Here is a 26,129-nt window from a genome sequence, read left to right as displayed (position 1 = left end):
CCGACGGTTGAGCAGGGGACCGCGCCATCCTAGATGGACAGCAAAGGAGATTACCCATGGCGACCAAGGCGATTACCGATGCGAGCTTCGATGCCGACGTGCTGAAGGCGGACGGCCCCGTGCTCGTCGATTTCTGGGCGGAATGGTGCGGCCCGTGCAAGATGATCGGGCCGAGCCTGGAGGAACTGTCCGAGGAACTGGGCGAGAAGGTGACGATCGCCAAGCTCAACATCGACGACAATCCCGATGCGCCGGGGCGCTATGGCGTGCGCGGCATCCCGACGATGATCCTGTTCAAGGCCGGCGCTCCCGCCGCCACCAAGGTCGGTGCCGAGCCCAAGGGCCGGATCAAGGCCTGGCTGGAGGGCGCGCTCTCCTAAAGCTCGCGGGCTTCATAGACCCGTTCGTGCTGAGCCTGTCAAAGCATCTGAGAAACAGGCCCTTCGACAGGCTCAGGGCGAACGGTGAGGATGGATCGCCCTTGCGTCTTGATGCATGGGCGATCTCCGCCCTTTTGTCAGGTCGAGGGGCGGGGCGGCGTCAACCGAACAGCACCTCCGCCGACCGATCCCACAGCGCCGGTGAGGCAGCCGCGATCATCCCGCGGCGCTGATCGCCGACGCGATAGTCGGTACCATCCGGACGGCGCACGACGCCGCCCGCTTCGCGCAGGAACAGCGATCCTGCCGCATGGTCCCAGGGCAACGTCTTCTGGAACAAGGCGATCTGGTTGGTGCCCAGCACCAGCCGCGGATATTGCTCGGCCGCGCAGCGCGGCATCGGCGCGACGGTGAAGGCAGTCTCCGCCCGGCGGATCACCTCCGCCTTCTCCGCCTCGGTCAGGTGATAGGTCGCGATCACCGACGATGGCCGGGCCGCATCGCCCGGTCGTGCGACCACGCGGGTATCGTCGATCCACGCGCCGCCCCCCGCAACGGCGTGGCAGAGCCGCCCGGTAACCGGATCGAGGATCCAGCCCGCCTGCGTCTCGCCATCTTCGACCAGTGCGATCATAATGCCGAAGGTGGCGATGCCGTTCGCATAATTGTTCGTGCCGTCGATCGGGTCGATGATCCACACCGCGCCGCGATCGATGCCGTCGACCAGCGAAGGGTCCGCGGCCACCGCTTCTTCGCCGATGACGCGGACCGTTGGGTCGAGCGCGGCGAGCCCGGCGGTCAGCGCCGCCTCGCTCATCCGGTCGGCGACCGTCACCAGATCGTCCGTCGCCTTTTCCTCCACCTCGTCCGTGGCGAGGTTGCGGAATCGTGGCATGACGATCTCCGCCGCCACCGTGTGCATCAGGGCGACGACGGCATCGTGGTGGCGGTGGTGCATGGCGGCTCCGTCCCTTCAGCTACGATAGTCGGCGTTGATCGAGATGTAGCCATGCGTCAGGTCGCAGGTCCACACGGTGGCGCTGCCGTCGCCCAGCCCTAGATCGACGCCGACCTCCACCTCCTGCCCCTTGAGATGCGCGGCGACGGGGGCTTCGTCGTACCCCGCCACCGCCAGCCCGTCGCGTGCGACCTGGGTTTCGCCGAAGCGGATCGACAGGCGGTCGCGCTCGGCGGGTTCGCCCGCCTTGCCGACCGCCATGACGACGCGGCCCCAATTGGCGTCCTCTCCCGCGATCGCCGTCTTGACCAGCGGCGAATTGGCGATCGACATGGCGATTCGATGGGCCGACCGGTCGCTCTCCGCACCGGTGACCGCGACCTCGATCAGCTTGGTCGCGCCTTCGCCATCGCGCACGACGAGCAACGCCAGCTGCGCGCACAGATCGGCGAGCGCCGCGGCAAAGGCGTCGGCGCCGTCACTGTCCGCATCGGCTAGCGGCGTATTGCCCGCCGCACCGGTGGCGAAGGCGAGCACGGTGTCGCTGGTCGACGTGTCGCCATCGACGGTGATGCACGAAAAGGTGTTGCGATTGGCGGCATTCAGCGCCGCCTGGAGGAAACCCGCTTCCACCGCCGCATCGGTGAAGACGAAGCCGAGCATCGTCGCCATGTCCGGCGCGATCATGCCTGACCCCTTGATGATGCCGACCAGGGTCACGGTGCGGCCGTCGACGATCGCGCTGGTCGTCGCGCCCTTCGGATAGGTGTCGGTGGTGCCGATCGTCTCGGCCGCGGCGCGCCAGTCGCAAGGCGCGGCGGTGAAGGCGGCGTCGAGGCCCGCCTCCGCCTTGTCGATCGGCAGCGGCACGCCGATGACCCCGGTGGAGGCGACGAACACATCCGACGGCTGGCAGCCGATGTGCTTTGCCGTCCGCGCCGCGATCGCTTCCACCGCGGCGCGGCCACGATGGCCGGTGAAGGCATTGGAGTTGCCGGCATTCACCACCAGCGCACGAGCGGTGCCGAGGGTGAGCGCCTTGCGGCACCACTCCACCTCCGGCGAGGGGCATTTGCTCTGCGTGACGACGCCGGCGACGCTGGTGCCCTCGGCCAAGGTGACGAAGGTGAGATCGCAGCGGTCCCAAGTCTTGTAGCGTGCACGGGCGACATGGGCGGTGACGCCCCCGATGGCGGGCAGCGCGGGAAAGGGCGTGGCGAGCGGGGAGATGGACGACGACATGGCGCTGCCATAGGCTGGTTCGAAGACAGGGCAAAGACGGATGATCAAGCAAGACAGAGCCATGCGCCACACCGTGCTGCCAGCGAACAAACCCCCTGCGCCAGATGCCTCGCGTTTGGCCGGCAATGGCAAGGGGTTGGTGGCTGGCGTGCTGACCATCCTCACCATCGTGCTGGTCGCCACCGCAGTGCTGCTGGCAGTGCTGGCCCGGCGCGGTTACGAGGCCGTGATCCACACGCGCGAGGCGCACCGCGCCGCTGAACAGCGGATGGCGAAGCAAATCGCGGCAGGAGAACAAGCGGAAGCCGTACGGCAAAGTCGAATACGGCGAATCGATTCGACATCGCCTTCCGCACGCGTGCCACTCGGCGACCCGGCAGACTGGATCGGACCAGACGACTATCCGGCGGAGGCGCTGCGTAACGGCGACCAAGGCACCGTATCGATCAGCTGGGTGGTCGGCGCCGATGGCCGGGTCAGCGATTGTTTTGCGACCAGCAGCAGCGGGCATGTTACCCTGGATCGCGCGGCCTGCGCCGCCATCACCCGGCGCGGCCGCTACCCCGCGATTGAGGAAGGTGCGGCGCCCCGCATCTTCACGCGGCGGGTGAGCTGGAAAATCCCCGGTTGATCGCGGGGCGGAGGCGCTTTGTCGCGACGCATGGAGTGGACGCCCGCGATCGTGCGCCCTATGCCGGTACCGTGAACCTGCTGCTGCTCCTGTCCGCGCTGTTGTCCGCGCTAACCGGCGTCGGCACTGCGGCGCGTGCGCCCGCCGCGGCGCAGGCGATCAGCGCACGAGCGACTGCGGCGGCCGCTGCGGCCCAGATCCGTGCCGTTCGGGTCGCCCAACGCCCGGCGCAAGCCACGCTCGCCGTCGCAAACGTCCTCGGCGCGGTGCCGCTGCGCGCGATGGTGATGGCCGTAACGCCTCTCTACGCGAGCCGCCGACGCGAATAGCGCGCTCCCGCCGCTTGCATCGGCTTCGGTCGGCTCCACTTTCATCGTCATTGTCCCGCGCAGCGCGGTTGCGCGCGCGTCTGTTTCAGGAAACCTGCTTATGTTCGGCGGCCTCGCCAAGTCCCTGTTCGGTTCGTCCAACGACCGGTACGTCAAGTCCCTCAACGCGATAATCGCCAAGATCGCGGCGTTCGAGCCGACGCTTCAGGCGCTGTCCGACGAGCAGCTGTCCGCCCAGACGGTCAAGTTCCGCGAAGCGCTGGCCGGCGGTGCCAAGCTCGACGACCTGCTACCCGAGGCGTTTGCGACCGTGCGCGAGGCGGCGGTGCGCGTGCTCGGCATGCGGCATTTCGACGTGCAGATGATCGGCGGCATCGTGCTCCACCGCGGCGAGATCGCGGAGATGCGCACCGGCGAGGGCAAGACGCTGGTGGCGACGCTCGCCACCTACCTCAATGCGCTGCCGGGAGACGGCGTCCACGTCATCACCGTCAACGACTATCTCGCCGCACGCGACGCGGAATGGATGGGCCAGGTCTATCGCTTCCTGGGCCTGACCGTGGGCGTCATCATCCCGAACCTGACCGACGAACAGCGCCGCGCCGCGTATAACAGCGACATCACCTACGGCACGAACAACGAGTTCGGCTTCGATTACCTGCGCGACAACATGAAGTACGAGCGGACCAGCATGGTCCAGCGCGCCTTCGCGATGGCGATCGTCGACGAGGTCGATTCGGTGCTGATCGACGAGGCGCGGACGCCGCTCATCATCTCCGGCCCGACCGACGACAAGTCGGAACTGTACATGAGCGTCGATGCGATCGTGAAACAGCTGACCGCGGATGATTACGAGAAGGACGAGAAGCAGAAGTCGATCATCCTGACCGAATCCGGCACCGAGCGGATCGAGCGGATGCTGGAGGCGGCAGGCCTGCTGGAGGGCGCCAACCTCTACGATTTCGAGAACACGCAGGTCGTCCACCACGTCAACCAGTCGCTGCGCGCGAACATGATGTTCAAGGCGGACACCGATTATATCGTGAAGGACGGCAAGGTCGTCATCATCGACGAATTCACCGGCCGCATGATGGACGGGCGCCGCTGGTCCGACGGCCTGCACCAGGCCGTGGAGGCGAAGGAGGGCGTCAACATCGAGCCCGAGAACCAGACGATGGCTTCGATCACCTTCCAGAACTATTTTCGCATGTACCCCAAGCTCGCCGGGATGACCGGCACCGCGGCGACTGAGGCGGCAGAATTCTACGACATCTACAAGATGAACGTCGTCACCATCCCGACCAACGTCGGCGTCCGCCGCGTCGATGAGGAGGATGAGTTCTACAAGGATACCAACGACAAGTTTCGCGCGATCGCCAGGAAGATCCGCGAGCATGCGAGCCAGGGCCAGCCGGTGCTGGTCGGCACGGTATCGATCGAAAAGTCCGAACTGCTGAGCGAATTCCTTCAGCAGGAGGGCGTCGAGCACAAGGTGCTGAACGCGCGCTATCACGAGATGGAGGCGCACATCGTCGCGCAGGCGGGCCGCAAGGCGGCGGTCACGATCGCCACCAACATGGCTGGCCGCGGGACCGACATCAAACTGGGCGGCAACCTCGAATTCCGCATGCTCGACGAGCATCCCGACCTGGTCGAAGGGACGCCGGAATATGAGGCGGAGGCTGCGCGCATCCGTGACGAGATAGAGGTCGAGAAGCAGGAGGTGCTTGCCGCGGGCGGGCTGTTCGTGCTCGGCACCGAGCGCCACGAATCGCGCCGGATCGACAACCAGCTGCGTGGCCGTTCGGGCCGGCAGGGCGATCCCGGCCTGTCGCGCTTCTATCTCAGCCTCGACGACGACCTGCTGCGCATCTTCGGCCCCGACACGTTGTTCGCCAAGATGATGCGGTCGAACATCGAGGATGGCGAGGCGATCGGCAGCAAGTGGCTGTCGAAGGCGATCGAGACCGCGCAGAAGAAGGTCGAGGCACGCAATTACGACATCCGCAAGCAGGTCGTCGAATATGATGACGTGATGAATGACCAGCGCAAGGTCATCTACGAACAGCGCGCGGACATCATGGATGCCGATGCGGTCGGCGACGTCGTCGCCGACATGCGCACCGAGACGGTCAACGTCATCGTCGGCAGTGCCTGCCCGCCCAACAGCTATCCTGAGCAATGGGATATCGACGGCATGAAGACGGGCCTGGTCGAGGTGCTCAACCTCGACGTGCCGGTCGATGAGTGGCTGAAGGAGGAGGCGATCGATCCCGAGGTCGTCGAGGAGCGCGTACGCGAGGCCGCCGACGCGGCGATCGCCGCCAAGGCGACCGAGCTGGACCCGGAGACGTGGACGCAGGTCGAAAAGTCGATCCTGCTCCAGAACCTGGACCATCACTGGAAGGAGCATCTGGCGACGCTTGATGCGCTGCGCCAGGTCGTCCACCTGCGCGCCTATGCGCAGAAGACGCCGATCAACGAATATAAGCAGGAAGCATTCTCGCTGTTCCAGCGCATGCTCGATTCGATCCGCGAGGACGTGACCAAGACGATCGCGCACGCCCAGTTCCAATTCCAGGCGCCGCCCGAACTGCCCGAACTGCCCGACTTCATCACCACGCACTTCGATCCGTTCACGGGCGAGGACAATTCAGCCGATATCGACGCGGGCACGATGGGCCGCATCACCACGCAAATGCCGCCGATGCAGATGGTGCAGCCGGATGCGCCGCTGGGCGAGAATCCGGAGCATTGGGAGGGACGCGTCAACCGCAACGCGCCGTGCCCGTGCGGTTCCGGACGCAAGTACAAGCATTGCCACGGCGCAGTGACGGCGTAGTTTTCCGCCTCGCGAGGCGGGCAACCTAGCGGCGGAAAGGCCGGTGTGACGGGACGTGCTGCAAAGGGCACGCCGTCACATCGAAACCTGATGGCGTCAGGCCGGTGCCGTCGCCGTCCGATGCAAAAAGGCCGGGCCACCCTGCGGTGACCCGGCCCATACCGTTCGATCGATGGCGAATGCTTACTTCGGCAACACCACGGTCGGGCCGATGCTGTCGACGACCGCGCGGGCGTTGAACGCGCGCAGGTTATCGCGGGGGATCGGACCCTTGCGCATGACGATCTCGGCATTCGCTTCGTAGCGGTCGATCGTCCGGATATCGAAATCATTGCCCCAGGGGCCGAAGCCGCCACCGAACCACGGGTCCCAGCTGCGCCAGCCGAATCCGCGGCCGTAATAGCGCCACGACGGTCCCCAATAGCCGCCGAAGCCGCCATAGCCCCAGCCGCCGCCGACGCCCGGGGTGGAATAGGTGCGCGATTGCAGATCGGTATCGCGATTGGCCATCAGGAAATAGTCATAGCCGTTCTGCAGGGTCAGCTCTGCGGCGCGGAACAGAAGGTAACGCTCCACGGTGTCGCGCGAGGTCACGCTGTTGCCGGCGAAGCTGACGAGGAAACGGCCGGGTTCGACCTGGCGGTCGCTATAACCGGTACGGTTGAACCCCTGTCCGGTAGCAGGGCGATAGGTTGTCTCGGTCGCGCAGCCCGCGACCATGAGCGTGGAGGCGGCGAGGGCCGCGACCACAGCCTTGCGGCCTAAATGCATCATGACGTCTTCTCTCCATTCGCACGCGGATGCGGCGAACCTTGCCGCTTGTACCCATCCACAGTGGAACGAGCGATGAACGACTTGGCTCCACAGGGCAACGGTTCACCGCGTCACACGCCGATGAGGTGCAGCGCGATGCTGCGCCGATGCGGACGGGTGCGATGCTCGAACAGGTAGATGCCCTGCCATGTGCCGAGCGCCGGCGCGCCGGACAGGACGGGGATCGACAGATGCACGCCGGTCAGCGCCGCCTTCAGATGCGCCGGCATGTCGTCGGGGCCTTCGTCGTCATGCTCGTAGGCATCGCTTTCGGGGGCCAGCCGACTGAAATAGGCCTCCATGTCGCGGCGCACCGCAGGTGCGGCATTCTCCTGGATCACCAGCGAGGCCGAGGTGTGGCGGCAGAACAGCGTCAGCAGTCCCTCGGTCATGCCCTGGCCGGCAACCCAGCGGTTCACCGTGTCGGTGATCTCGACCAGCCCCTGTCGGCGCGTCTCGATCTGTAGCTGTCCTGTCGCCTGTCGCATCGCCGCACCCTTTTTCCTGATCTCGGGGCGTCAACTATCTGGGCGATCCCGCGTTCAGTCCGGGCATGCAGATACGAAGGATACGAGCACATGGCCGACGACGACGCATTCCACCGTGGACCCCAGCGGCAGGCGATACCGCGCATGCTGCTGTTCATCGGTGCGATCGTGCTGATCGCGCTGGCGATCATGGCATGGTTCGCACTCGGCAATTGAGCGATCAGCGACCGTGCGCCAGCGCCTCGATCGCGGCGGCGTTCAGCGTCCGGCGCAGGCGCGGTTCGGGACCCTCCAGCACCAGATAGGCCGAAGCCCGCGCCGGCGGATCGAGCCTGCGCCATCGATCCAGGCACTCGCGCAACGATGCGCGCAGCGGCTGGTGGATCGAGGCGACGAGCTGAGCGGTGACGGTTTGGGCGGTGATGGTCTGGGACGCGGTGTCCACGAGCGGGGTCCTGTAAGATGTACGGTGCGATACCGCCTCTTACGCCACAATTCCCATCCTTGCGTTAACACCGATCGGCCGGCCGTGTGCCGGCAGGGTTCAGCCGGAACGTTCTTCGCCAGCCTGCGGCTTGCGGCCGGTGACCGCCATCAACACGGGGACCGCCAGTAACGCCGCTGCCATCGCGCCGATCGCCACTTCCAGGAAAATCATAGCCAACCTCTCCAGCGGGAGCGTGCTCGCTCCTCGTCAGGTTCGGATGATGTCGGCTTGTTCCGCAGGCCGCAAGCATATTCGCGCAGGCCTGACGCAAGTCTTTCACAATGGTGAAGAATGGCTCCCTGAGTAGGATTCGAACCTACGGCCGCTCGATTAACAGTCGAGAGCTCTACCGCTGAGCTATCAGGGAACGTCTGCGTCGTGGAGGGGGTCTATACCTGCCAAAAATCGGGACGCAAGCCTGTTTCCGCTCTTTTTCGCCCCGGGATCGTTCAACCGAGGAATTGCTCCATGGTGATACGGTCGTCGAGCGCATGTTCGGGGTCGAACAGCAGGGTAAGCTCTCGCGCGCGATCGATGCCGACCGACACCTCGGCGACATCGCGGAATTCACGCTGATCGGCGACGGCGGACACCGGCCGCTTGTTGGCGTCGAGCGCCCGGACAGAGATGCGCGCCTTGTCGGGCAGGATCGCACCACGCCAGCGGCGCGGGCGGAACGGGCTGATCGGGGTCAGCGCCAGCATGTTCGACCCCAGCGGCAGGATCGGCCCTTGCGCCGACAGATTGTAGGCGGTGGAGCCGGCGGGCGTCGCCACCAGGATGCCGTCGCAGGCGAGTTCGGGCAGGACGATGCGGTCGTTCACCGTCACTTCCAGTTTCGCGGTCTGCCGGGTTTCGCGCAGCAGCGACACTTCGTTGATCGCCGGCGCCTGATGCACCCGGCCGTCGACGCCGGTCACCGTGGCGATCAGCGGCGTGACCTTGAACGATTTCGCCCGCTCCAGCCGTTCGGCGATGCCATGGCGACGCCATTCGTTCATCATGAAGCCGACGGTGCCGAGATTCATGCCGAACACCGGGACGCCCGGCCGGCGACGATCGAGCAGGCCATGGAGCGTTTGCAGCATGAAGCCGTCGCCGCCGAGCGCGATGATGACGTCCGCCTCGGCGGGATCGACCCAGTCCGCCGCATCGGCCAGTTCGGCAGCGGCGGCTTGCGCGGGGGCAGTGGGCGAGGCGACCAGCGCCCGCCGCTCATACTGGCTCATCCGCCGGTGACGCTCATGTGCCGCGCCACCGCCGGTGCGGCGGCATCGATGCGGAAATCGTGGCGCGCGGGCTTGCGGGCGAGGCCGTGGTCGATCGCCGCGTCGAGACCGGCGATCCCGCCGTCGCGCAATGCCGCCTTCAGGTCGACCTGATCCTCATGCCCCAAGCACATGTAGAGGCGCCCCTCCGTCGTCAGGCGGACGCGGTTGCAGCCGTCGCAGAAATTGGCGGTGAGCGGAGAGATGAGGCCGAGCCGCGTATCCGTGCCCTCCACCCGCCAATAGCGCGCCGGTCCGCCGGTACGGTGCGTGTCGCGGTGCAGCGCGAAGCGTTCGCCGAGCCGGTCGAAGACGCGGGTGAGCGGCACGAACCGGTCGGTGCGATCCTCGTCGATCGCGCCGAGCGGCATGGTTTCGATCAGCGACAGGTCGTGGCCCTCGTCCACGCACCATTGCAGCATCGCCGGGATCTCGTCCTCGTTGAGGCCGGCGAGTGCCACCATGTTGATCTTCACCGCGACCCCGGCCGCCCGCGCGGCGGCGATGCCGCGCTGTACCTGATCGAGGTCGCCGTGGCGGGTGATGTAGCGGAAGCGTTCGGGATCGAGGCTGTCGAGGCTGACGTTGATCCGCCGGATGCCGGCCGCGGCGAGATCGGACGCATAGCGATCCAGCCGCGTCGCATTGGTGGTGAGCGTCAATTCGTCCAGCCCGGCGCCGACATGGCGCCCGAGCCGCCGGACGAGGTCGCCGACGTCGCGCCGCACCAGCGGCTCGCCGCCCGACAGCCGGATCTTGGTGACGCCGCGCGCGATGAAGCGTTCGGCGATGATCGCGATCTCGTCGAGGCTGAGCAGCTTGGCGCGCGGCAGGAAGGTCATCTGCTCGGCCATGCAGTAGCGGCAGCGCAGATCGCAGCGATCGGTCACCGAGATGCGAAGGTAGCGGATGACGCGACCCAGCGGGTCGACCAGCGGCTGATCGGAAGGGGGAAGGGCGCTGGTCATGACAGGGAGCTAAGGGCTGAACGACGCGGGGACAAGGCGGTTCCCGCAGCGCGCGGCGGCGAAGCGTCTCCATTGCCGGTTAACCGACGCTATTCTAGGCAGATGGCGATGGGGATCGACGCAGACCTTCCGGCCATATTCCTGATCTCCGCCGATCGTCGCGCGGCGCTGGCCGATGCACTGCGCGGTGAGGGGTGGAGCATCGTGACCGATACCGGCGGCAGCAACGTCGCCGCGCGCGCGCTGGCATCGGGCGCGGGATTGCTGCTGGTCGATGCACGCGATGCGGCCGCCTCGGGGCTACGCGAGGTGCAGGCGCTCGGCGGGCTGGTGGCGGCGACCGGCAGCGCGCTGCTGGTGCTGACCGACGATGCCGCACCGCTCGATACGATGCGGGCGGCGGGCGCGACGCATTTCCTCATTGATCGCGATGACGCGGCGGAATTGCGGCAGGCGCTGCTGTTCGCGGCAGGCGGCGCACTACGTGGCACGGGCGAGCGGCGCGGCCAGGGGTTCGGCATGCGGGCGGATGCCGCGCCGGTGCTCGCCTGGGTGGCGGAGCGGCTGGGGGCGGGGGCGCATGTCGGCGTGTTCATCATCGCGCTGTCGCGGCTCGATATCCTCAACGCCGCCCGCGGACGAGCCGCCGGCGACGCGCTGATCGCGGAGGCGCGCACCCATGTCGAGGTGGTCACCGCCGCCCTGCTCGGCCGCGCCGGGCTGGTGAGCGCATCGGCGGGCGGCGAGCTGGTGGTGGCGGCGGCGGCCGCACCGGAGACGCTGGCGCGACTCGCCGCAGCGCTGGATGCGGCACTCGCACGGCCGTTCGTGGCGGACGGCCGGCAGGCCGTGCTCGGCAGCCGCTGGGGGATGGCGGAAAGCGGGCCGGACGACGATGCACCGCGGCTGCTGCGGCGAGCGGGCGAGGCGCTGGTCGCGGCCAAGGCGAGCGACGGCGCGATGATCCGCGTCGCCGGCCCCGAAGGCGCGGCGCCGCTGGACGCGCTGGCGATCGACTTGCATCATGCCATCGAGCGCGACGAGATCGATCTGCTCTTCCAGCCGCAGGCGACGATCGGCGACGGACGCATCGTCGGGGTCGAGGCGCTGGCCCGCTGGCGGCATGGCCGGCTGGGGCCGCTCGGCGCGGGCGCGCTGTTCGCGGCGGCGGATCGTGCCGATCTGGGGGTGGCGCTGTCCGACCATATCCAGGCGCTGGTGCTGCGGCGGATCGCCGCCTGGCCGGAGCGGCTCGGCGGCCTGCGCGTGTCGCTCAACCTCACCGCCGGCGATCTCGGCCGGCCGGGCTTCGCCGCGCTGTTCCTCGATCGGGTCGCGGCGAGCGGCGTGCCGTTCCATCGGCTGACGGTGGAGATCACCGAGACGGGAGCGATCCGCGACCTCGATACCGCTGCGGCGGTGCTGGCCGCCCTGCGCGCGGCGGGCGTGCGCGTCGCGCTCGACGATTTCGGCACCGGCTATTCCAGTCTCGCCTATCTCACCGCACTGCCGCTCGATTACCTGAAGCTCGACAAGGCGCTGGCGGTCGGCATCGAGGGGGCGGCGCGGCATCGCGGCGTGGTGCGTGCGGTGATGACGCTGGCGCGGTCGCTCGGCCTGGCGGTGATCGCCGAGGGGATCGAGACGGAGGCGCAGCGCCTGCTGCTGGCGGGCGAGGGCTGTGCGCTCTATCAGGGCTATCTGCTCGCCGAGCCGCTGGACGATCGCGAGCTTGCCGCCTTGCTGGAGCGTGAGAAATGCTGATCCTGCCGATGCTGTTGCTGCCGACCCTGGCCGTGGCGCCGACCCCGCGCGATGCGGCGGTTGCTGCCGTGGACGCCGCGATGGCGGACAGCGCGGCGGGCTGGAATGCGGGCGATATGCGCCGCTTCCTCGCCATCTACGCCGACGATGCCGTGTTCGTGACCAAAGACGGTCTGGTGCGCGGCAAGGCGGCGATCGCCGCGCGCTACGACAAGAGCTACGGCCGCGATGCCGCCAGGCGGGGGCGGCTGTCGTTCCGGATGCTCGGCCAGCGCGCCATCGATCCGACGCACCGGATGCTGTGGGCGCGTTGGCGGCTCGACCATGCCGGCGGCAAGGTGGACAGCGGCATGACCTCGCTGCTGTTCGAGCGCCGGCAGGGCAGCTGGAAGATCGTGTCCGACCACAGCAGCTGATGCCGCGGCGGGCTACCCCGCCGCCTTGGCCAGCCCCTTCGACAATTGCAGGGCACCGTGCAGGCGCGACTTGGCGTCGGGCCAGGCGCGTTGCAGCACCAGCTTGCTGTCGGGACGCAGCTTGGCGACGCCGTTGAGGCGATCGACATAGGCGAGCAGGCCGGCGACATTGGGCGGCGTGTCGTCGTGGAACGACACCAGCACCCCGCGCGGACCGACATCCATCTTGGCGATGCACGCCCGCCGCGCGTTTAGCTTGATCTCGATGACGCGGATCAGATTCTCGGTCGCGTCTGGCAGTGGGCCGAAACGGTCGATCAGTTCCGCGGCGAACGCCTCGATCTCCCGGCCCTCCTCCAGTTCGTTGAGGCGGCGGTAGAGGCCCATGCGCAGGTCGAGGTCCGGCACGTAATCGTCCGGGATCAGGATCGGCGCATCCACGGTGATCTGTGGGCTGAAGTCGCGCGGGCGATCGGTCTTGAGGCCGCCTGCCTTGGCATCCATGATCGCCTCTTCCAGCATCGACTGGTAGAGTTCGTAGCCGACCTCCTTGATATGGCCCGATTGCTCATCGCCGAGCAGGTTGCCCGCACCGCGGATATCGAGATCGTGGCTGGCGAGCTGGAATCCCGCACCCAGCGAATCGAGGTCGGACAGGACCTTCAGCCGCTTTTCCGCCGTGTCGGTCATCATCCGTTCGGGGGGCGTGACCAGATAGGCATAGGCGCGCGTCTTCGACCGGCCGACGCGGCCGCGCAGCTGGTAGAGCTGGGCGAGGCCGAAGCGGTCGGCGCGGTTGACGATCATCGTGTTGGCCGAGGCGATGTCGATGCCGCTTTCGATGATTGTGGTGGAGACCAGCACCTCGAACTTCTTGTCGTAGAAGGCGCTCATCCGCTCCTCGACCTCGGTCGCGCTCATCTGGCCGTGGGCGATGACGTAGCGGACCTCCGGCACCTCGTTGCGTAGATACTCTTCGAGGTCGGGCAGGTCGGCGACGCGCGGCGTGACGATGAAGCTCTGCCCGCCGCGATAATGTTCGCGCAGCAACGCCTCGCGCAGCACGACCGGGTCCCACGGGATGACATAGGTGCGCACCGCCAGGCGATCGACCGGCGGGGTCTGGATCACCGACAATTCGCGGATGCCGCTCATCGCCATCTGCAGCGTGCGCGGGATCGGCGTCGCGGTCAGCGTCAGCATATGCACATCGGCACGCAGCGCCTTCAGCCGCTCCTTGTGGGTGACGCCGAAGCGCTGTTCCTCGTCGACGATGACGAGGCCGAGCCGCTTGAAGTCGATGGCTTTCGCCAGCAGCGCATGCGTGCCGATCACCACGTCGATGCTGCCGTCGGCCAGCCCTTCCTTGTTCGCCTTCGCCTCGGCGGTGCCGACGAGACGCGACAGCCGCCCGATCTTCATCGGAAAGCCTTCGAAGCGCGCGCTGAAATTATTGAAATGCTGGCGCGCGAGCAGGGTCGTCGGGCAGACGACAGCGACCTGCTTGCCCGCCATCGCCGCGACGAAGGCGGCGCGCAGCGCGATTTCGGTCTTGCCGAAGCCGACATCGCCGACGATCAGCCGGTCCATCGGCCTGCCGGCAGACAGGTCGCCGAGCACGTCGTCGATGGCGCGGTCCTGATCGTCCGTCTCGGCATAAGGGAAGCGATCGACGAAGCTGGGGTAGCCGCTGGCGTCCGGTTCCATGACGTCGCCGGGGTGGAGCGCGCGTTCGGCGGCGGTCTTGATGAGTTCGCCCGCGATCTCGCGGATCCGCTCCTTCATCCGCGACTTGCGGCGCTGCCATGCCTCCCCGCCGAGGCGATCGAGCGAGGCGCCTTCCTCGCTGGAGCCGTAGCGCGACAGCACTTCCAGATTCTCGACCGGCACGAACAATTTGTCGCCGCCGGCATATTCGACCGCGACGCAATCGTGCGGGCTCTTGCCGACGGGGATCGAGGTGAGGCCGAGATATTTGCCGATGCCATGGTCGGAATGGACGACGAGATCGCCGGGGGTCAGCGTCGCCAGCTCGGCAAGGAAGGCATCGGCGGACTTCTTGCGCTTGGCCCGCCGCACCAGCCGGTCGCCGAGCATGTCCTGTTCGGTCAGCACCGCCACATCGGGTGCGGTGAAGCCATGGTCGAGCGGCAGCACCACCAGCGCCACGCCCACGCTCTTGCCCGTATCGGCGATCCCCAGCGCGTCCTGCCAGCTGTCTGCCGCCTTGCCGCCGGCAAGGCCGTGATCCTTCAGCAGGTTGCCGAGCCGTTCGCGCGCGCCGACCGAATAGCTCGCCAGCACCGGCTTCCGACCCTGCTTGCGCAGCGCCTTGAGGTGATCGACGACGGCTTCGTAGATGTTGGTGCCCGCCGATCGCTCAGGCCCGAAATCGCGGGCGCCATCGACGCCGAAGTCCAGCACGCTGGCGCTCTCCGGCTCGTGGAACGGCGTGGTGAGGTGCGCATGCGCCGCCTCCAGTCCGGCCGCCCATTCCTTGGTGTCGAGGTACAGGGTCTTGGCGGCGAGGGGACGGTAGCTGCCCGGCTGCGCCGCCTCGGCGCGCTGGCGGTTCTCGTAATAATCGGCGATCGATTCCATCCGCGCTTCGGCCGCGCCGGTGACGCCGAAATCGCGGACGATCACGTCATCGGCAGACAGATGCTCGAACAGCGTCGCCAGCTTCTCCTCGAACAAAGGCAGCCAATGCTCCATGCCGGCGAGCCGGCGGCCGTCGCTGATCGCCTGGTACAGCGGGTCGCCGGTCGCGGTCGCGCCGAACTTGTCGCGATAGCGGGTGCGGAAACGCTTGATCGATTCCTCGTCGAGCAAGGCTTCGGACGCGGGCAGCAGGGTGAAGCCGTCGATCCGCCCGGTGGTGCGCTGGTCCTCGGGGCTGAAGGTGCGGACCGTCTCGATCTCGTCGCCGAAGAAGTCGAGGCGCAATGCCTGTTCCTCGCCGCTCGGGAACAGGTCGACGATGCCGCCGCGCACGGCATATTCGCCCTGGTCGTGCACCGTTTCTGTCCGGACGTAACCGTTCGCCTGGAGCAGGCGGGCGAGGTCGTCACGGTCGATGCGCGCGCCGGGTTCCAGCGTCGCGACCAGCTGGCGGATGCGGAACGGCGTCAGCACGCGCTGGGTCGCGGCATTGGCCGTGGTGAGCAGCAACTGCGGCGTCTTGATCGGGCGTTGCAGACGGTAAAGTGCCGCGATCCGCTCCGCCATGATCCGCAAGGTCGGGCTGGCGCGGTCGTAGGGCAGGCAGTCCCAGGCGGGGAAGCTGACGACCTCCAGCTCGGGCGCGAAGAACGGCGCGGTGGCGGCGACCGCGCGCATCGCGGCATCGTCCGGCGCGACGAACACCGCGCGGCCGCTCTTGCTGCCCCCCCGCCCGCTATGCGCCGCGGCGCGGGCGATGTCGGCGAGCAGCGAGGGCTGGAAACCGGTCGGTACGCCCGACAGGGTCAGCGGGGTCTTGGCGGCGAGGATCGTCTTGAGGTCGGGCATGTCCACTCTTCTCCCCTCCCGTTTACGGGAGGGGCCGGGGGGAGGGCAGGGACGGCAGGCAGCAGGGGGAGGCTCCACTCCCCGCACCCCTCCCGCAAGCGGGACGGGCTTAGAACGTCGGCACGTAGTTCAGCGACCGCATCGTCCGCATCATCGCCCCGTCCCATTGCGGCGGGCAGGGAAGCGATCCGATCGCCCAGCCCATGATGTCGACGTCCTGCTCCTCCAGCAGCGCCTCGAACCAGGCGAGCTGTTCGGGCGTCCACGACGCGCCATGGGCGTCGAAGAAGCCGCCGATCATCAGGTCGGCCTCCTTCGTGCCGCGGTGCCAGGCGCGAAATTTCAGGCGCTTCAATCGGGTGGCGTGATCCATGCGGCATCCCAGAGCAATAGGAATAGCCCGGCAGACGCTGGAAGCGCGTGCCGGGTAGGCTATAGCGGCCATGTAGTCATGCGCCCCGATATCCTCAATCCGCTGTTCGCCGAGGTCACCGCCCTGAAGGGCGTCGGCCCGGGCCTCGCCAAGCCGCTCGACCGCCTCGGCCTCGAGCGGGTGGTCGACGTCGCCTTCCACCTGCCGAGCGGGTGGATCGACCGCTTGCCGCGCGAGGCGCTGGACGTCGCAGACGCCGGTCGGGTGATCGCCATCACGCTGACCCCGCGCGATTATCGCGTCAGCACCGGCCGCGGCCCGACTCGCGTGCAGGCCACCGACGCGCACGGCAATGCCGTCAGCCTCGTCTATTTCGGCGGTTCGTCGGGCTGGGTGAAGAAGCTGCTGCCCCTCGACGAACCGCGCCGTGTGTCGGGCAAGCTCGAAAGCTATGGCGAGACATTGCAGATCGTCCACCCCGACGTTGCTGGTGGTGCGGGGGGCGAGCCGGACGAACCGTTCCGCGAACGCGAGGCGATCTATCCGCTGTCGGAGGGGCTGACCTCGCGCCGCCTCGCCGGCTTCGCTGCACAGGCGATCGAGCGGGCGCCCGACCTCGCCGAATGGATCGAGCCGGGGTTGAAGGTGAAGCGCGGCTGGCCGGACTGGCGCGAGGCGTTGCAGCGCATCCACGCCGACCCCGCCGACAAGGTGGCGCGCGAACGGCTCGCCTATGACGAGATCTTCGCCAACCAGCTGGCGATGACGCTGGTGCGGGCGGACACGCGCAAGCGCAAGGGGCGGGCGCTGGTCGGCGATGGCCGCCTGCGCGATCAGCTGCGGCTGCCCTATACGCCGACCGGGGCGCAATCGCGTTCCGTGGCGGAGATCGAGGGCGACATGGCGCAGACCGCGCCGATGCTGCGTCTGCTGCAGGGCGATGTCGGATCGGGCAAGACTTTGGTCGCCGCGATGGCGCTGCTGATCGCGGTCGAGGCGGGGGCGCAGGGCGCGATGCTGGCGCCGACCGAAATTCTCGCCCGCCAGCATTACGAAACGCTGCGCAAGACGCTGTCAGGCGTCGACGTGCGGATCGCGGTGCTGACCGGGCGCGACAAAGGCAAGGCCCGTGAAGCGACGCTAATGGCGCTGGCGAGTGGCGAGATCGATATCCTCGTCGGCACCCACGCGATCTTCCAGGAGGCGGTCGGCTACAAGGACCTCGGGCTCGTCATCGTCGACGAACAGCATCGCTTCGGCGTCGCGCAGCGGATGATGCTCCAGGCCAAGGGCAAGGCGCCGCCGCACCTGCTCGCGATGACCGCGACGCCGATCCCGCGCACGCTGACGCTGGCGCAATATGGCGAGATGGACGTCAGCCGGCTCGACGAAATGCCGCCCGGCCGCGAACCGATCGAGACGCGGGTGGTCAGCGAAGACCGGCTGGACGAGGTGGTGAACGCCATCGGCCGCCACATATCCGATGGCGGCCAGGCCTATTGGGTGTGCCCGCTGGTCGAGGAAAGCGAGAAGAGCGACCTTGCCGCTGCCGAGATGCGCGCCGATTCGCTGCGCCAGCGCTTCGGGGAGCGGATTGGCGTGGTCCACGGCCGCATGAAGCCGGTCGAGAAGGACGCAGTGATGGAGGCGTTCGCCGGCAACCGGCTGAGCGTGCTAGTCGCGACGACGGTGATCGAGGTCGGCGTCGACGTGCCCAATGCAACGCTGATCGTGATCGAGCATGCCGACCGCTTCGGCCTTGCCCAGCTGCACCAGCTGCGCGGCCGGGTCGGCCGGGGTGGCGGCCTGTCGCGCTGCCTGCTGCTGCGCGGCAGCGCGCTCAGCGAGACGTCGCGGGCGCGGCTCGCCTTGATGCGGGAAAGCAACGACGGCTTCCGCATCGCCGAGGAGGATCTGCGCCTGCGCGGCGGTGGCGAATTGCTCGGCACGCGGCAGTCGGGCGAGGTGGCGTTCCGCCTCGCCCTGCCGGAGATGCTCGCCGACCTGCTGCAATGCGCGCAGGACGATGCCCGGCTGCTGATCGATCGCGATGGCGGGCTGGAGGGGCCGCGCGGCGCGGCGGCGCGCGTGGCGTTGTACCTGTTCGATCGCGACGCGGGCGTGGCGCTGCTGCGGTCGGGCTAGTCCATGCCTTCCCTGCCGGAGCAGGGCCGTCGTATATGGCTCGGGTAGCTGCTGGCTTCAGGTGAAGGGGCATGGCCTCCCGATATTCCCCGTCACCCCGGACTTGGTCCGGGGTCCACCGTGCCGCGCAACCGATAGCGTGTTGGTGTGCGGCACGGTGGATGCCGGACCAAGTCCGGCACGACGGAGGATTGAAGAACACCGCCGCGGATCAGACAGCCCAGAGGCGATAGCCTCCCGGCCGGAAGGCATGGGTCAGGCCATCGCGCCGAGCACCGCATGGTAGCGATTCGCCGGGATCGGGCGTTCGAGCTGGCAGCCGATCCGACCGCCCAGCGCCCAGCGGACCGCCGCCTGCACCTCGCCGACCACGGGCAATTGGATGCGGATCCACTCGCCGACGCTGACCGCCGCGTCGCTGCGGATCATCAGTCCGCCGGGAGACATGTTGACGACCAGCACGGGCACGCTGCGCCGGTCGGCCAGGGTCACGCGGGTGCGGTGATGCACCTCGTCGCGCGGCTCGGCACGCACCTCCGTATAGGCATCCAACACGCTACCCGCCACGCTCATATCCCCCGGCCCGCGCCGGACCGTTTCGGACATGAGGGATAAAGACCGATCCGTTTACAGAGGCTTACTTACCCAAAATGAGCAGGCCGTGGTTCTTCTTGCCCGCCGAGAGACGAACCGGCTCGGTGCCGACGGCAATCACCTGCGCCTCGTCGACGACCTTGTCGGCGCCAATGCGGGCGCCGCCGCCGGCGATCAGCCGCCGCGCCTCTCCCTTGGACTTGGCGAAGCCCAGCGCGATCAGCGCATCGACGATCCCGATGCCGCCGCCCGTCACGACGGCGGTCGGCAGGGCGGTGCCGCTCGCGCCTTCCTCGAACGTGCGGCGGGCGGTGTCGGCGGCTTCGTCGGCGGCGGCGCGGCCGCGGCACAGGGCGGTCGCCTCGTTCGCCAGGATCTTCTTGGCCTCGTTGATCTCGGCGCCCGCCAGCGCCTCCAGCCGCGCGATCTCGTCCAGCGGCAGGTCGGTGAAGAGGCGAAGGCGGACGCCGACATCGGCATCGGCGGTGTTGCGCCAGAACTGCCAGTAATCGAACGCGGGCAGCTGATCCTCGTTCAGCCAGACGGCGCCGCCGACGGTCTTGCCCATCTTGGTGCCGTCGGCATTGGTCAGCAGCGGGGTGGTGAGGCCGAACACCTGCGTGCCGTCGACCCGCCGGGCGAGTTCGACGCCGTTGACGATATTACCCCATTGATCCGATCCGCCCATCTGCAACCGGCACGCCGACCGCCTGGAGAGTTCCAGGAAGTCATAGGCTTGCAGGATCATGTAGTTGAATTCGAGGAAGCTCAGCGACTGTTCCCGGTCGAGCCGCAGCTTGACCGAATCGAAGCTCAGCATGCGGTTCACCGAGAAATGCTGGCCGATGTCGCGCAGGAACGGGATATATTCCAGCCGGTCGAGCCATTCGGCATTGTCCAGCATGATCGCGTCGGTCGGCCCGTCGCCGAAGGTCAGGAAGCGTTCGAACACCCGCTTGATCGAGGCGACGTTGCCGGCGATCGTGTCGTCGGTCAGCAGCTTGCGCGCCTCGTCCTTGAAGCTGGGGTCGCCGATCTTGCCGGTGCCGCCGCCCATCAGCACGATCGGCTTGTGGCCGGCGCGCTGCAACCGGCGCAGCATCATGATCGAGACGAGGTGCCCGACATGCAGCGACGGCGCGGTCGGATCGAAGCCGATATAGCCCGGCACGACCTGTTGCGCCGCCAGGGCGTCCAGCGCCGCGGCGTCGGTCAGCTGGTGGATGTAGCCGCGCGTGGCGAGCGTGTTCAGCAGGTCGGACTGGTAGGTCATGGCCCGCGGGGTTAGCGGCAGGTCACTGCCTCGGCAACTGGCCCTGCGGATCGACGGGCGTGCGGCCCTTGCGCAGTTCGAAATGCAGCTCCGGCCGGTCGGCGAAGCCGGTGTCGCCCGACAGCGCGATCGTCTGCCCGCGCTTCACGCTCTGCCCGCGCTGGACGAGCAGCTTGCTGGCGTGGCCGTAGACGCTGGTCCAGCCACCGCCGTGACGGATGATGATGAGCCCGCCCAGCGCCGCGATGCCGTCGCCGGCATAGGCGACGACGCCGTCTGCGGTGGCGCGGATCGGCGTGGAGACGGGCACCGCGACCTTGATGCCGTCGTTGCGTTCGCCGCTCTTGCCCGGGCCGAAACGGCGGACGACGGTGCCGTCGACCGGCCAGATGAAGCCGCCCTCCAGCCGCGCCGGTGCCGTGACGACGGCGGTCGGCGGCAGCACGCGGCGCGGGCTCGCCGCCGGCTTGGCGGGGGCCTGGCGGGGTGCGGGGGCGGGTTCGCCGCCGGTCAGGATGTCGTCGATGTCGAGGCGGAACGCGGCGGCGCGATCGGCGCGACTCGGCGGCCGGCGCGGATCGCCGGGGATCAGGATGCGCTGGCCGGCGCGCAGGATGTAGGGCTCCTCCAGGGCGTTGGCGGCAACGATCCGCGACCATTCGACGCCATAGGCGCGGGCGATGGCGATCCCCGTCTCGCCCGAGCGGACCAGATGATAGCGGCCGCCGGGGATGGTCAGCACCTGCCCGACACGCACGGTGAACGGCGGGGCGAGGCCGTTGGCGCGAGCGATCGCCTCCGATCCCGCGCCGGTCCGCTCGGCGATGCGGCGCAGCGAATCACCGGGTGCGACCGTATAGGTGCGCTCCTCGACCAATGTCGCATCGGGTGCGACCGGCCGTGCCTCCCACGCCGGACGCGCGGTGCGCGGCATCGCCACCTCGCCGCGCGCCGGCGATGCGCGACCGGGAAGGTCGTCGTCGCGGACATCGGGAACGGGCTGCACCGTCTCGACCGCCGGGGCGCCCTGCGGGGGCGGGGGAGGCGATCCGCCCGGTGCATCGACGCTGGGGATGCAGGCGGACAGCGTCAGCGCCGCCAGCCCGACCCCTGCGGCGATCCGCCCCCGCACCATCGCGCTCAGGCTTTGGGTGCGAGGCGGTCGAGGCCGCCGACATAGGGGCGCAGCACGTCCGGGATCGCCACCGATCCGTCGGCCTGCTGGTAGTTCTCTAGCACCGCGACCAGCGTCCTCCCCACCGCGAGGCCCGAGCCGTTGAGCGTGTGCACGAAGCGCGTGCCCTTCTCGCCAGCCGGACGGTAGCGGGCATTCATGCGCCGCGCCTGGAAATCGCCGGTGGTCGAGCAGGACGAGATCTCGCGCCACGCATCCTGTCCCGGCAGCCAGACCTCCAGATCGAACGTCCGGCGCGCGCCGAAGCCCATGTCGCCCGTGCACAGCAGCAGCCGGCGATAGGGCAGGTCGAGCGCCTCCAGGATCCCTTCCGCACAGCGCGTCATCCGCTCATGCTCGGCATCGCTGTCCTCGGGGCGGCACACGCTGACGAGCTCGACCTTCTCGAACTGATGCTGGCGGATGAAGCCGCGCGTATCGCGACCGGCGGCGCCCGCTTCGCTGCGGAAGCACAAGGTGTGCGCGGTCATGCGCAGCGGCTCGGCCAGATCGCCGAGGATGCGGTCGGCGACCGAGGCGGTCAGGCTGACCTCCGACGTCGGGATCAGCCAGCGGCCATCGGTGGTGCGGAACGAATCGTCGGCGAATTTCGGCAGCTTGTCGGTGCCGTACATCGCGGCATCGCCGACCAGCACCGGCGGGTTGCATTCGGTATAGCCGTTCTCGTTCGTCTGCCGGTCGAGCATGAACTGCGCGAGCGCGCGATGCAGCCGGGCGATGCCGCCACGCAGGAACGTGAAGCGCGCACCCGACAGGCGCGTGCCGGTTTCGAAATCCAGCCCGAGCGGCGGTCCGAGATCGGCATGCTCCTTGGGCGCGAAGTCGAAGCTGCGCGGGCTGCCCCAGCGCTTCACTTCGACGTTGCCTGCTTCGTCCACCCCGTGCGGAACGTCGGCGGCGGGCAGGTTGGGAATGGCGGCCAGCCGGTCCGTCAGCTCGGCTGCTACCGCCTTCTGCTCCGCTTCGAGTTGCGGCAGCCGTTCCTTCAGCTCGGCCACCTCGGCCATCAGGTCGGTCGGGTCGTCGCGGCGCGCCTTGGCGGCGCCGATCGCCTTGGACGCCTCGTTGCGCCGCGCGAGAGTCGCCTGCACCTCGGTGGTGAGCGCCCGCGCGCGCTCGTCAATCGCGAGCAGCTCGGCCGACACGCGCGGCAGGCCGCGACGGGCAAGGGCGGTGTCGAAGGCGGCGGGATCGTCCCGGATGGCGCGGATGTCGTGCATAGGCGCGTGGCTATGCCGGGGTGCCCCGATGCGCGCAAGCCGGCAACCCACATGCGGGCCGCTGCGTTGACTGCTCGATTGCAACGATCAGGAGATGCGACGATGCAGGTCCCCCATAACGCCTTCGTGCTGGTTGCCGACGGGCGCAAGGCCTTGTTCTTCCGCAACGAGGGCGACGCGGAATACCCCAATCTCAAGGTCGAACATGCCGAGGAGCATGTGAACCCCGCCGATCGCGACCAGAAGACGGATGCCGCCGGCGCTGCCCGATCGACCCAGAGCGGGGCAGGCGCACCACCGGCGGCGCAGGGCGGCAGCAACCATGCGAGCGGCGGCGGCGCGCAGTTCGCGCCCTCACGCGGATCAATGGGCGAAACCGACTATCACCAGCAGGAGGAGGATCGCTTCGCCGCGGACACCGCCGACATGCTGAAGCGGCGGGCGCTCGCCAACGAATTCGAGACGCTCATCATCGTCGCGCCGCCCAAGACGCTGGGCGAATTGCGCAAGCATTACCATAAGGAGGTCAGCGACCGGCTGGCCGGCGAACTCGCCAAGGACCTGACGGGGCATCCCGTCCCCGATATCGAGCAGGCGCTCCGCTCCGCCTGACCGGCACACAAAAAGGGGCCGCCCGGCGATCGCCGGCGGCCCCTTTGCTTTCTTTACGGGGTCAGCCCGTCAAGCCGCCTGGGCTTTGGCGAACCGCTTGCGTGCGGCGAGTGCGGCGGCAGCGGCACCGAACAGCAGCACCATCGGCGGTGCCGGCACCGGTGCGGGCGGGCCGCCCGACGATCCCGGCGGGCCGGGGGGCGGGCCACCATGATGGCCGCTCGAGGTCCAGCCACCGTTCGACGACCAGCCGCCGCTGGTGCTCCAGCCCTTGGAACTGGAGCCGTAGTTCGTCTGCCCCTGTCCTTGGCCCTGACCCTGACCCTGACCTTGGCCCTGGTTCTGGCCTTGTCCCTGGTTTTGACCCTGGCCCTGATCCTGCCCCTGGTTCTGGCTCTGCTGGTTGGTGTTCGTGTTGGTATTGGTGTTCGTGCTGGTGTTCGTATTGTTGTTGTTGTTGGCGTTTGAGTTGGAATTGGAGTTGGCGGTGTTCTGGCTGTTGTTCTGATTGTTGTTCTGGTTGTTCACGTCGACATAGGCGCCGCCGGTCGAGGTCGACGACGATGTCGAGCCGCCGCTGGACGTCGACGAGATCACGATGCTGCCGCTCGATCCCGACGATCCGCCGCCGAAGAAGCCACCGCCGAAGAAGCCGCCACCGCCGCCGCCCCAGCCACCGCTGCCGCCGACCACCACCGGGACGCCGCCACCGCCGCCGCCGACGAAGCCTTGCGGGGCGGGCAGCGGCACCGGCGCCGCCTGGCTTGCCACGGTCACCACGGCGGGTGCGCAGCTGGTCGTCGTGGTGGTGACGACGCGGTGGCGCACCCGCTGGGTCGAGGCGACCTGACGGCGGGCGACCACGCGCTTCTTGACCTGCTTGACATAGGCGGGGCGGCTCGGCCGCTCGGCGACATGCACGGCGCCGCCGCCGATCAATGCGCCACCGCAAGCGCATGCGCACAATTTCGCCAATGCCATCCGTACGGACATGATGTCTCTCTTTCGTTGCCGGCGCGGCCAAGTCCGGCTTCCCGAACCCGGCACAACATCGCCGATATGCGACCAAGTGCAAAACAAAGGATTAAGTGCAAGATCGTTAACCATGATCTTGACCGCTCCCGCGGCTTTTCTTCGCAGGGCGCCGGCGCGATCGACGTTAACGTGCCAGATCGGAACAGAAGACGAGCGAAACGTTAACGGCCGGCCGGCTCTACCGACAATAGAGGCGGTGATGCAGAAATGACGCTAATCGCAATATTCGAACACGTTGTGGTTCGATTCGGCAATGGTCGTCGCTTGTGGTTCCGTTCGCGCACGATTATAGGCGCGATTACATTGGGGGCGGTCCCGAGGTCAATCAGGGGCCGGAGGGAGAGTGGCATGGCAACGCAAGTCAGTCGCGTACACGACGTAAGTTCCAGTCCCTTGCCGGCGAACGATGCCGACGACCGGGCCGACGACGGCTATCGACCCAGCGCGGACGAGCCGTTCATGAGCCTGCGGCAGCAGGCGTATTTCCGTAACAAGCTGCTCAAGTGGAAGGACGCGATTCTGCAGGACGCGGCCGGCACGCTCAACCAGCTGCAGCTCGACTCGCTGCGGGAATCCGATCTCACCGATCGCGCGTCGAGCGAGACGGACTGGTCGATCGAACTGCGCACCCGCGATCGCCAGCGCAAGCTGGTGTCCAAGATCGAAGCGGCGGTCCGCCGGATCGACGAGGGCGAATACGGCTATTGCGAGGTGACCGGCGAGCCGATCAGCCTCGGCCGGCTCGAAGCGCGCCCGATCGCCACGATGACGCTGGAGGCCCAGGAGCGGCACGAGCGCAACGAAAAGATCTCGCGCGAGGATTGATCCCGCCTGCCGCGCGACGGCGGGGCATGGCTCCAGGGCGGGTTAAGGCTTTGGCTACGGTTGCGCCGGTACGCGCAACCGTAGCCGCCGCCCGCCAACCACGAGACGCATCGACCCATGGACAGCTTCTCCCGCGATCCCTTCGCTCCCGCCGACCTCACCGGCGGCGCGCAACGGAGCCGCACGCGCGACAGCCTGTTCCTGATGGCGCGGCTGCGCTTCGAGGGAGAGGCACGCGAGCGCGAGGTGCGGGTGCGCAACCTCTCCGAAGGCGGGCTGATGGTGGATTGCACGCGGGTGATGGAGCCCGGCACGGCGGTGATGCTGGACGTGCGTGGGATCGGCGAAGTCGGCGGCAAGGTCGCCTGGTGCACCGAAGGCCGGATCGGCATCGCGCTCGATCGGCCGATCGATCCCAAGAAGGCGCGCAAGCCGGTCGCCACGCGCGACTGATACGGCTGATACAAAAAGCCCCTCCGCTGGGGAGGGGCTGGCTGGGCCTAGAGGCCGTTCAGCTCTTCCTTGAGCCTCAGCTTCTGACGTTTCAGGTCGGTGATGATCGCGGAGTCGGGCATCGGGCGATGGGTTTCGGCGGCGATGCGGCGGTCGAGCGCGGCATGCTTGGTTTCCAGTGCCTGTTGATGCGTCGTCTGCATTTCGGTGTACCTCCTGATGCATGCGGTTGGGGGAAGGATTAAACCATCGAAGCCGCCAAAAGTCGTCAACGAAAATGGTTGAACGCGATTAGCCGAGTGGTTGCG

26 protein-coding genes and 1 tRNA gene are annotated in these 26,129 nt (G+C 67.9%); 11 read left to right on the top strand and 16 right to left on the bottom strand.

Annotated elements, in window-relative coordinates:
- Window positions 1-56: 56 nt before the first annotated feature.
- Window positions 57-380, top strand: a complete 324-nt coding sequence (gene trxA, locus AC4GY7_RS01600) for a thioredoxin TrxA (protein WP_491111658.1) — start codon at window positions 57-59, stop codon at window positions 378-380.
- Between the two features lie 160 nt (window positions 381-540).
- On the opposite strand, the gene AC4GY7_RS01595 is transcribed toward trxA, so the two are convergent.
- Together AC4GY7_RS01595 and argJ are read right to left on the bottom strand one after the other, a co-directional pair.
- Window positions 541-1,338 (bottom strand): inositol monophosphatase family protein, encoded by a 798-nt coding sequence (locus tag AC4GY7_RS01595; RefSeq protein ID WP_491111657.1) that lies wholly within the window; start codon window positions 1,336-1,338, stop codon window positions 541-543.
- A gap of 15 nt (window positions 1,339-1,353) precedes the next feature.
- Window positions 1,354-2,580, bottom strand: coding sequence for a bifunctional glutamate N-acetyltransferase/amino-acid acetyltransferase ArgJ (gene argJ / locus AC4GY7_RS01590; RefSeq protein WP_491111656.1), 1,227 nt, complete (start codon window positions 2,578-2,580; stop codon window positions 1,354-1,356).
- 40 nt (window positions 2,581-2,620) lie between these two features.
- Here argJ and AC4GY7_RS01585 point away from each other — a divergent pair, with 40 nt between their 5' ends.
- From AC4GY7_RS01585 to secA, 3 genes are all read left to right on the top strand, one after another.
- Window positions 2,621-3,211 (top strand): energy transducer TonB, encoded by a 591-nt coding sequence (locus tag AC4GY7_RS01585; RefSeq protein WP_491111655.1) that lies wholly within the window; start codon window positions 2,621-2,623, stop codon window positions 3,209-3,211.
- Between the two features lie 71 nt (window positions 3,212-3,282).
- Window positions 3,283-3,540: a hypothetical protein gene (locus AC4GY7_RS01580; RefSeq protein WP_491111654.1), complete on the top strand. Its 258-nt coding sequence runs from the start codon at window positions 3,283-3,285 to the stop codon at window positions 3,538-3,540.
- 100 nt (window positions 3,541-3,640) lie between these two features.
- A complete protein-coding gene (gene secA, locus AC4GY7_RS01575; protein ID WP_491111653.1) occupies window positions 3,641-6,382 on the top strand; it encodes a preprotein translocase subunit SecA in 2,742 nt (913 codons plus the stop codon).
- A 183-nt stretch (window positions 6,383-6,565) separates the two neighbouring features.
- On the opposite strand, the gene AC4GY7_RS01570 is transcribed toward secA, so the two are convergent.
- Complete coding sequence (locus AC4GY7_RS01570) at window positions 6,566-7,156, bottom strand: CC0125/CC1285 family lipoprotein (protein ID WP_491111652.1); 591 nt, start codon at window positions 7,154-7,156, stop codon at window positions 6,566-6,568.
- A 110-nt stretch (window positions 7,157-7,266) separates the two neighbouring features.
- Complete coding sequence (locus tag AC4GY7_RS01565; RefSeq protein WP_491111651.1) at window positions 7,267-7,683, bottom strand: secondary thiamine-phosphate synthase enzyme YjbQ; 417 nt, start codon at window positions 7,681-7,683, stop codon at window positions 7,267-7,269.
- 90 nt (window positions 7,684-7,773) lie between these two features.
- Between AC4GY7_RS01565 and AC4GY7_RS01560 the strand changes: the two genes are divergently transcribed.
- Complete coding sequence (locus AC4GY7_RS01560) at window positions 7,774-7,899, top strand: hypothetical protein (protein ID WP_491111650.1); 126 nt, start codon at window positions 7,774-7,776, stop codon at window positions 7,897-7,899.
- Between the two features lie 4 nt (window positions 7,900-7,903).
- Here AC4GY7_RS01560 and AC4GY7_RS01555 read toward each other — a convergent pair whose 3' ends face one another.
- The 4 genes from AC4GY7_RS01555 to moaA all read right to left on the bottom strand — a co-directional run bounded on the left by AC4GY7_RS01555 (window position 7,904) and on the right by moaA (window position 10,406).
- Window positions 7,904-8,128, bottom strand: coding sequence for a hypothetical protein (locus AC4GY7_RS01555; protein WP_491111649.1), 225 nt, complete (start codon window positions 8,126-8,128; stop codon window positions 7,904-7,906).
- A gap of 334 nt (window positions 8,129-8,462) precedes the next feature.
- Window positions 8,463-8,537 (bottom strand) — tRNA-Asn (locus AC4GY7_RS01550).
- Window positions 8,538-8,619: 82 nt separating this feature from the next.
- Window positions 8,620-9,399, bottom strand: a complete 780-nt coding sequence (locus AC4GY7_RS01545; RefSeq protein ID WP_491111648.1) for an NAD kinase — start codon at window positions 9,397-9,399, stop codon at window positions 8,620-8,622.
- On the bottom strand, window positions 9,396-10,406 hold the full coding sequence (moaA, locus tag AC4GY7_RS01540) for a GTP 3',8-cyclase MoaA (protein ID WP_491111647.1): 1,011 nt from the start codon (window positions 10,404-10,406) through the stop codon (window positions 9,396-9,398). The genes AC4GY7_RS01545 and moaA overlap by 4 nt, the downstream gene beginning before the upstream one ends.
- Window positions 10,407-10,514: 108 nt before the next feature.
- On the opposite strand from moaA, the gene AC4GY7_RS01535 reads away from it, so the two are divergent.
- Both AC4GY7_RS01535 and AC4GY7_RS01530 read left to right on the top strand, forming a co-directional pair.
- Window positions 10,515-12,170, top strand: coding sequence for an EAL domain-containing protein (locus AC4GY7_RS01535; RefSeq protein WP_491111646.1), 1,656 nt, complete (start codon window positions 10,515-10,517; stop codon window positions 12,168-12,170).
- Window positions 12,164-12,586 carry a YybH family protein gene (locus AC4GY7_RS01530; RefSeq protein WP_491111645.1) on the top strand — a complete coding sequence of 141 codons (423 nt, stop codon included), beginning with the start codon at window positions 12,164-12,166 and terminating at the stop codon, window positions 12,584-12,586. Before AC4GY7_RS01535 ends, AC4GY7_RS01530 begins: the two co-directional genes overlap by 7 nt.
- A gap of 12 nt (window positions 12,587-12,598) precedes the next feature.
- On the opposite strand, the gene mfd is transcribed toward AC4GY7_RS01530, so the two are convergent.
- Window positions 12,599-16,096 carry a transcription-repair coupling factor gene (gene mfd / locus AC4GY7_RS01525; RefSeq protein WP_491111644.1) on the bottom strand — a complete coding sequence of 1,166 codons (3,498 nt, stop codon included), beginning with the start codon at window positions 16,094-16,096 and terminating at the stop codon, window positions 12,599-12,601.
- A gap of 109 nt (window positions 16,097-16,205) precedes the next feature.
- Window positions 16,206-16,469, bottom strand: coding sequence for an FAD assembly factor SdhE (locus tag AC4GY7_RS01520; protein ID WP_491111643.1), 264 nt, complete (start codon window positions 16,467-16,469; stop codon window positions 16,206-16,208).
- A 78-nt stretch (window positions 16,470-16,547) separates the two neighbouring features.
- Between AC4GY7_RS01520 and recG the strand changes: the two genes are divergently transcribed.
- Window positions 16,548-18,614 (top strand): ATP-dependent DNA helicase RecG, encoded by a 2,067-nt coding sequence (gene recG / locus AC4GY7_RS01515; protein WP_491111642.1) that lies wholly within the window; start codon window positions 16,548-16,550, stop codon window positions 18,612-18,614.
- A 255-nt stretch (window positions 18,615-18,869) separates the two neighbouring features.
- Here the strand turns inward: recG and AC4GY7_RS01510 are convergent, their stop codons facing one another.
- Genes AC4GY7_RS01510 through serS form a run of 4 tightly spaced genes read right to left on the bottom strand, consistent with a single transcriptional unit; the run spans window position 18,870 to window position 22,896 of the window.
- Window positions 18,870-19,220, bottom strand: a complete 351-nt coding sequence (locus tag AC4GY7_RS01510; protein WP_491111641.1) for a PilZ domain-containing protein — start codon at window positions 19,218-19,220, stop codon at window positions 18,870-18,872.
- Between the two features lie 31 nt (window positions 19,221-19,251).
- Window positions 19,252-20,481, bottom strand: coding sequence for a tyrosine--tRNA ligase (gene tyrS / locus AC4GY7_RS01505; RefSeq protein ID WP_491111640.1), 1,230 nt, complete (start codon window positions 20,479-20,481; stop codon window positions 19,252-19,254).
- Window positions 20,482-20,503: 22 nt separating this feature from the next.
- Window positions 20,504-21,616, bottom strand: a complete 1,113-nt coding sequence (locus AC4GY7_RS01500) for a peptidoglycan DD-metalloendopeptidase family protein (protein ID WP_491111639.1) — start codon at window positions 21,614-21,616, stop codon at window positions 20,504-20,506.
- 5 nt (window positions 21,617-21,621) lie between these two features.
- Window positions 21,622-22,896: a serine--tRNA ligase gene (gene serS / locus AC4GY7_RS01495; RefSeq protein WP_491111638.1), complete on the bottom strand. Its 1,275-nt coding sequence runs from the start codon at window positions 22,894-22,896 to the stop codon at window positions 21,622-21,624.
- A 102-nt stretch (window positions 22,897-22,998) separates the two neighbouring features.
- On the opposite strand from serS, the gene AC4GY7_RS01490 reads away from it, so the two are divergent.
- Window positions 22,999-23,508 (top strand): host attachment family protein, encoded by a 510-nt coding sequence (locus AC4GY7_RS01490; RefSeq protein WP_491111637.1) that lies wholly within the window; start codon window positions 22,999-23,001, stop codon window positions 23,506-23,508.
- 69 nt (window positions 23,509-23,577) lie between these two features.
- On the opposite strand, the gene AC4GY7_RS01485 is transcribed toward AC4GY7_RS01490, so the two are convergent.
- A complete protein-coding gene (locus AC4GY7_RS01485) occupies window positions 23,578-24,501 on the bottom strand; it encodes a hypothetical protein (RefSeq protein ID WP_491111636.1) in 924 nt (307 codons plus the stop codon).
- Window positions 24,502-24,891: 390 nt separating this feature from the next.
- Here AC4GY7_RS01485 and dksA point away from each other — a divergent pair, with 390 nt between their 5' ends.
- Window positions 24,892-25,368, top strand: coding sequence for an RNA polymerase-binding protein DksA (gene dksA, locus AC4GY7_RS01480; protein ID WP_491111635.1), 477 nt, complete (start codon window positions 24,892-24,894; stop codon window positions 25,366-25,368).
- 117 nt (window positions 25,369-25,485) lie between these two features.
- Window positions 25,486-25,821: a PilZ domain-containing protein gene (locus AC4GY7_RS01475; protein WP_491111634.1), complete on the top strand. Its 336-nt coding sequence runs from the start codon at window positions 25,486-25,488 to the stop codon at window positions 25,819-25,821.
- Window positions 25,822-25,868: 47 nt separating this feature from the next.
- Here AC4GY7_RS01475 and AC4GY7_RS01470 read toward each other — a convergent pair whose 3' ends face one another.
- Window positions 25,869-26,024, bottom strand: a complete 156-nt coding sequence (locus AC4GY7_RS01470; protein WP_491111633.1) for a YdcH family protein — start codon at window positions 26,022-26,024, stop codon at window positions 25,869-25,871.
- Window positions 26,025-26,129 lie beyond the last annotated feature (105 nt).

This window comes from Sphingomonas sp. SP5, assembly GCF_058313455.1.
Note: the sequence above shows the minus strand (reverse complement) of the source record. Positions and strands in the feature narration are given on the sequence as shown.

Excerpts from the sequence above, each read along its gene's own strand:
- trxA (WP_491111658.1), top strand. The coding sequence starts at position 57 with ATGGCGACCAAGGCGATTACCGATGCGAGCTTCGATGCCGACGTGCTG.
- AC4GY7_RS01595 (WP_491111657.1), bottom strand. The coding sequence starts at position 1,338 with ATGCACCACCGCCACCACGATGCCGTCGTCGCCCTGATGCACACGGTG.
- argJ (WP_491111656.1), bottom strand. The coding sequence starts at position 2,580 with ATGTCGTCGTCCATCTCCCCGCTCGCCACGCCCTTTCCCGCGCTGCCC.
- AC4GY7_RS01585 (WP_491111655.1), top strand. The coding sequence starts at position 2,621 with ATGATCAAGCAAGACAGAGCCATGCGCCACACCGTGCTGCCAGCGAAC.
- secA (WP_491111653.1), top strand. The coding sequence starts at position 3,641 with ATGTTCGGCGGCCTCGCCAAGTCCCTGTTCGGTTCGTCCAACGACCGG.
- AC4GY7_RS01570 (WP_491111652.1), bottom strand. The coding sequence starts at position 7,156 with ATGATGCATTTAGGCCGCAAGGCTGTGGTCGCGGCCCTCGCCGCCTCC.
- AC4GY7_RS01565 (WP_491111651.1), bottom strand. The coding sequence starts at position 7,683 with ATGCGACAGGCGACAGGACAGCTACAGATCGAGACGCGCCGACAGGGG.
- AC4GY7_RS01560 (WP_491111650.1), top strand. The coding sequence starts at position 7,774 with ATGGCCGACGACGACGCATTCCACCGTGGACCCCAGCGGCAGGCGATA.
- AC4GY7_RS01545 (WP_491111648.1), bottom strand. The coding sequence starts at position 9,399 with ATGAGCCAGTATGAGCGGCGGGCGCTGGTCGCCTCGCCCACTGCCCCC.
- moaA (WP_491111647.1), bottom strand. The coding sequence starts at position 10,406 with ATGACCAGCGCCCTTCCCCCTTCCGATCAGCCGCTGGTCGACCCGCTG.
- AC4GY7_RS01535 (WP_491111646.1), top strand. The coding sequence starts at position 10,515 with ATGGGGATCGACGCAGACCTTCCGGCCATATTCCTGATCTCCGCCGAT.
- AC4GY7_RS01530 (WP_491111645.1), top strand. The coding sequence starts at position 12,164 with ATGCTGATCCTGCCGATGCTGTTGCTGCCGACCCTGGCCGTGGCGCCG.
- mfd (WP_491111644.1), bottom strand. The coding sequence starts at position 16,096 with ATGCCCGACCTCAAGACGATCCTCGCCGCCAAGACCCCGCTGACCCTG.
- AC4GY7_RS01520 (WP_491111643.1), bottom strand. The coding sequence starts at position 16,469 with ATGGATCACGCCACCCGATTGAAGCGCCTGAAATTTCGCGCCTGGCAC.
- recG (WP_491111642.1), top strand. The coding sequence starts at position 16,548 with ATGCGCCCCGATATCCTCAATCCGCTGTTCGCCGAGGTCACCGCCCTG.
- AC4GY7_RS01510 (WP_491111641.1), bottom strand. The coding sequence starts at position 19,220 with ATGTCCGAAACGGTCCGGCGCGGGCCGGGGGATATGAGCGTGGCGGGT.
- tyrS (WP_491111640.1), bottom strand. The coding sequence starts at position 20,481 with ATGACCTACCAGTCCGACCTGCTGAACACGCTCGCCACGCGCGGCTAC.
- AC4GY7_RS01500 (WP_491111639.1), bottom strand. The coding sequence starts at position 21,616 with ATGGTGCGGGGGCGGATCGCCGCAGGGGTCGGGCTGGCGGCGCTGACG.
- serS (WP_491111638.1), bottom strand. The coding sequence starts at position 22,896 with ATGCACGACATCCGCGCCATCCGGGACGATCCCGCCGCCTTCGACACC.
- AC4GY7_RS01490 (WP_491111637.1), top strand. The coding sequence starts at position 22,999 with ATGCAGGTCCCCCATAACGCCTTCGTGCTGGTTGCCGACGGGCGCAAG.
- AC4GY7_RS01485 (WP_491111636.1), bottom strand. The coding sequence starts at position 24,501 with ATGTCCGTACGGATGGCATTGGCGAAATTGTGCGCATGCGCTTGCGGT.
- dksA (WP_491111635.1), top strand. The coding sequence starts at position 24,892 with ATGGCAACGCAAGTCAGTCGCGTACACGACGTAAGTTCCAGTCCCTTG.
- AC4GY7_RS01475 (WP_491111634.1), top strand. The coding sequence starts at position 25,486 with ATGGACAGCTTCTCCCGCGATCCCTTCGCTCCCGCCGACCTCACCGGC.
- AC4GY7_RS01470 (WP_491111633.1), bottom strand. The coding sequence starts at position 26,024 with ATGCAGACGACGCATCAACAGGCACTGGAAACCAAGCATGCCGCGCTC.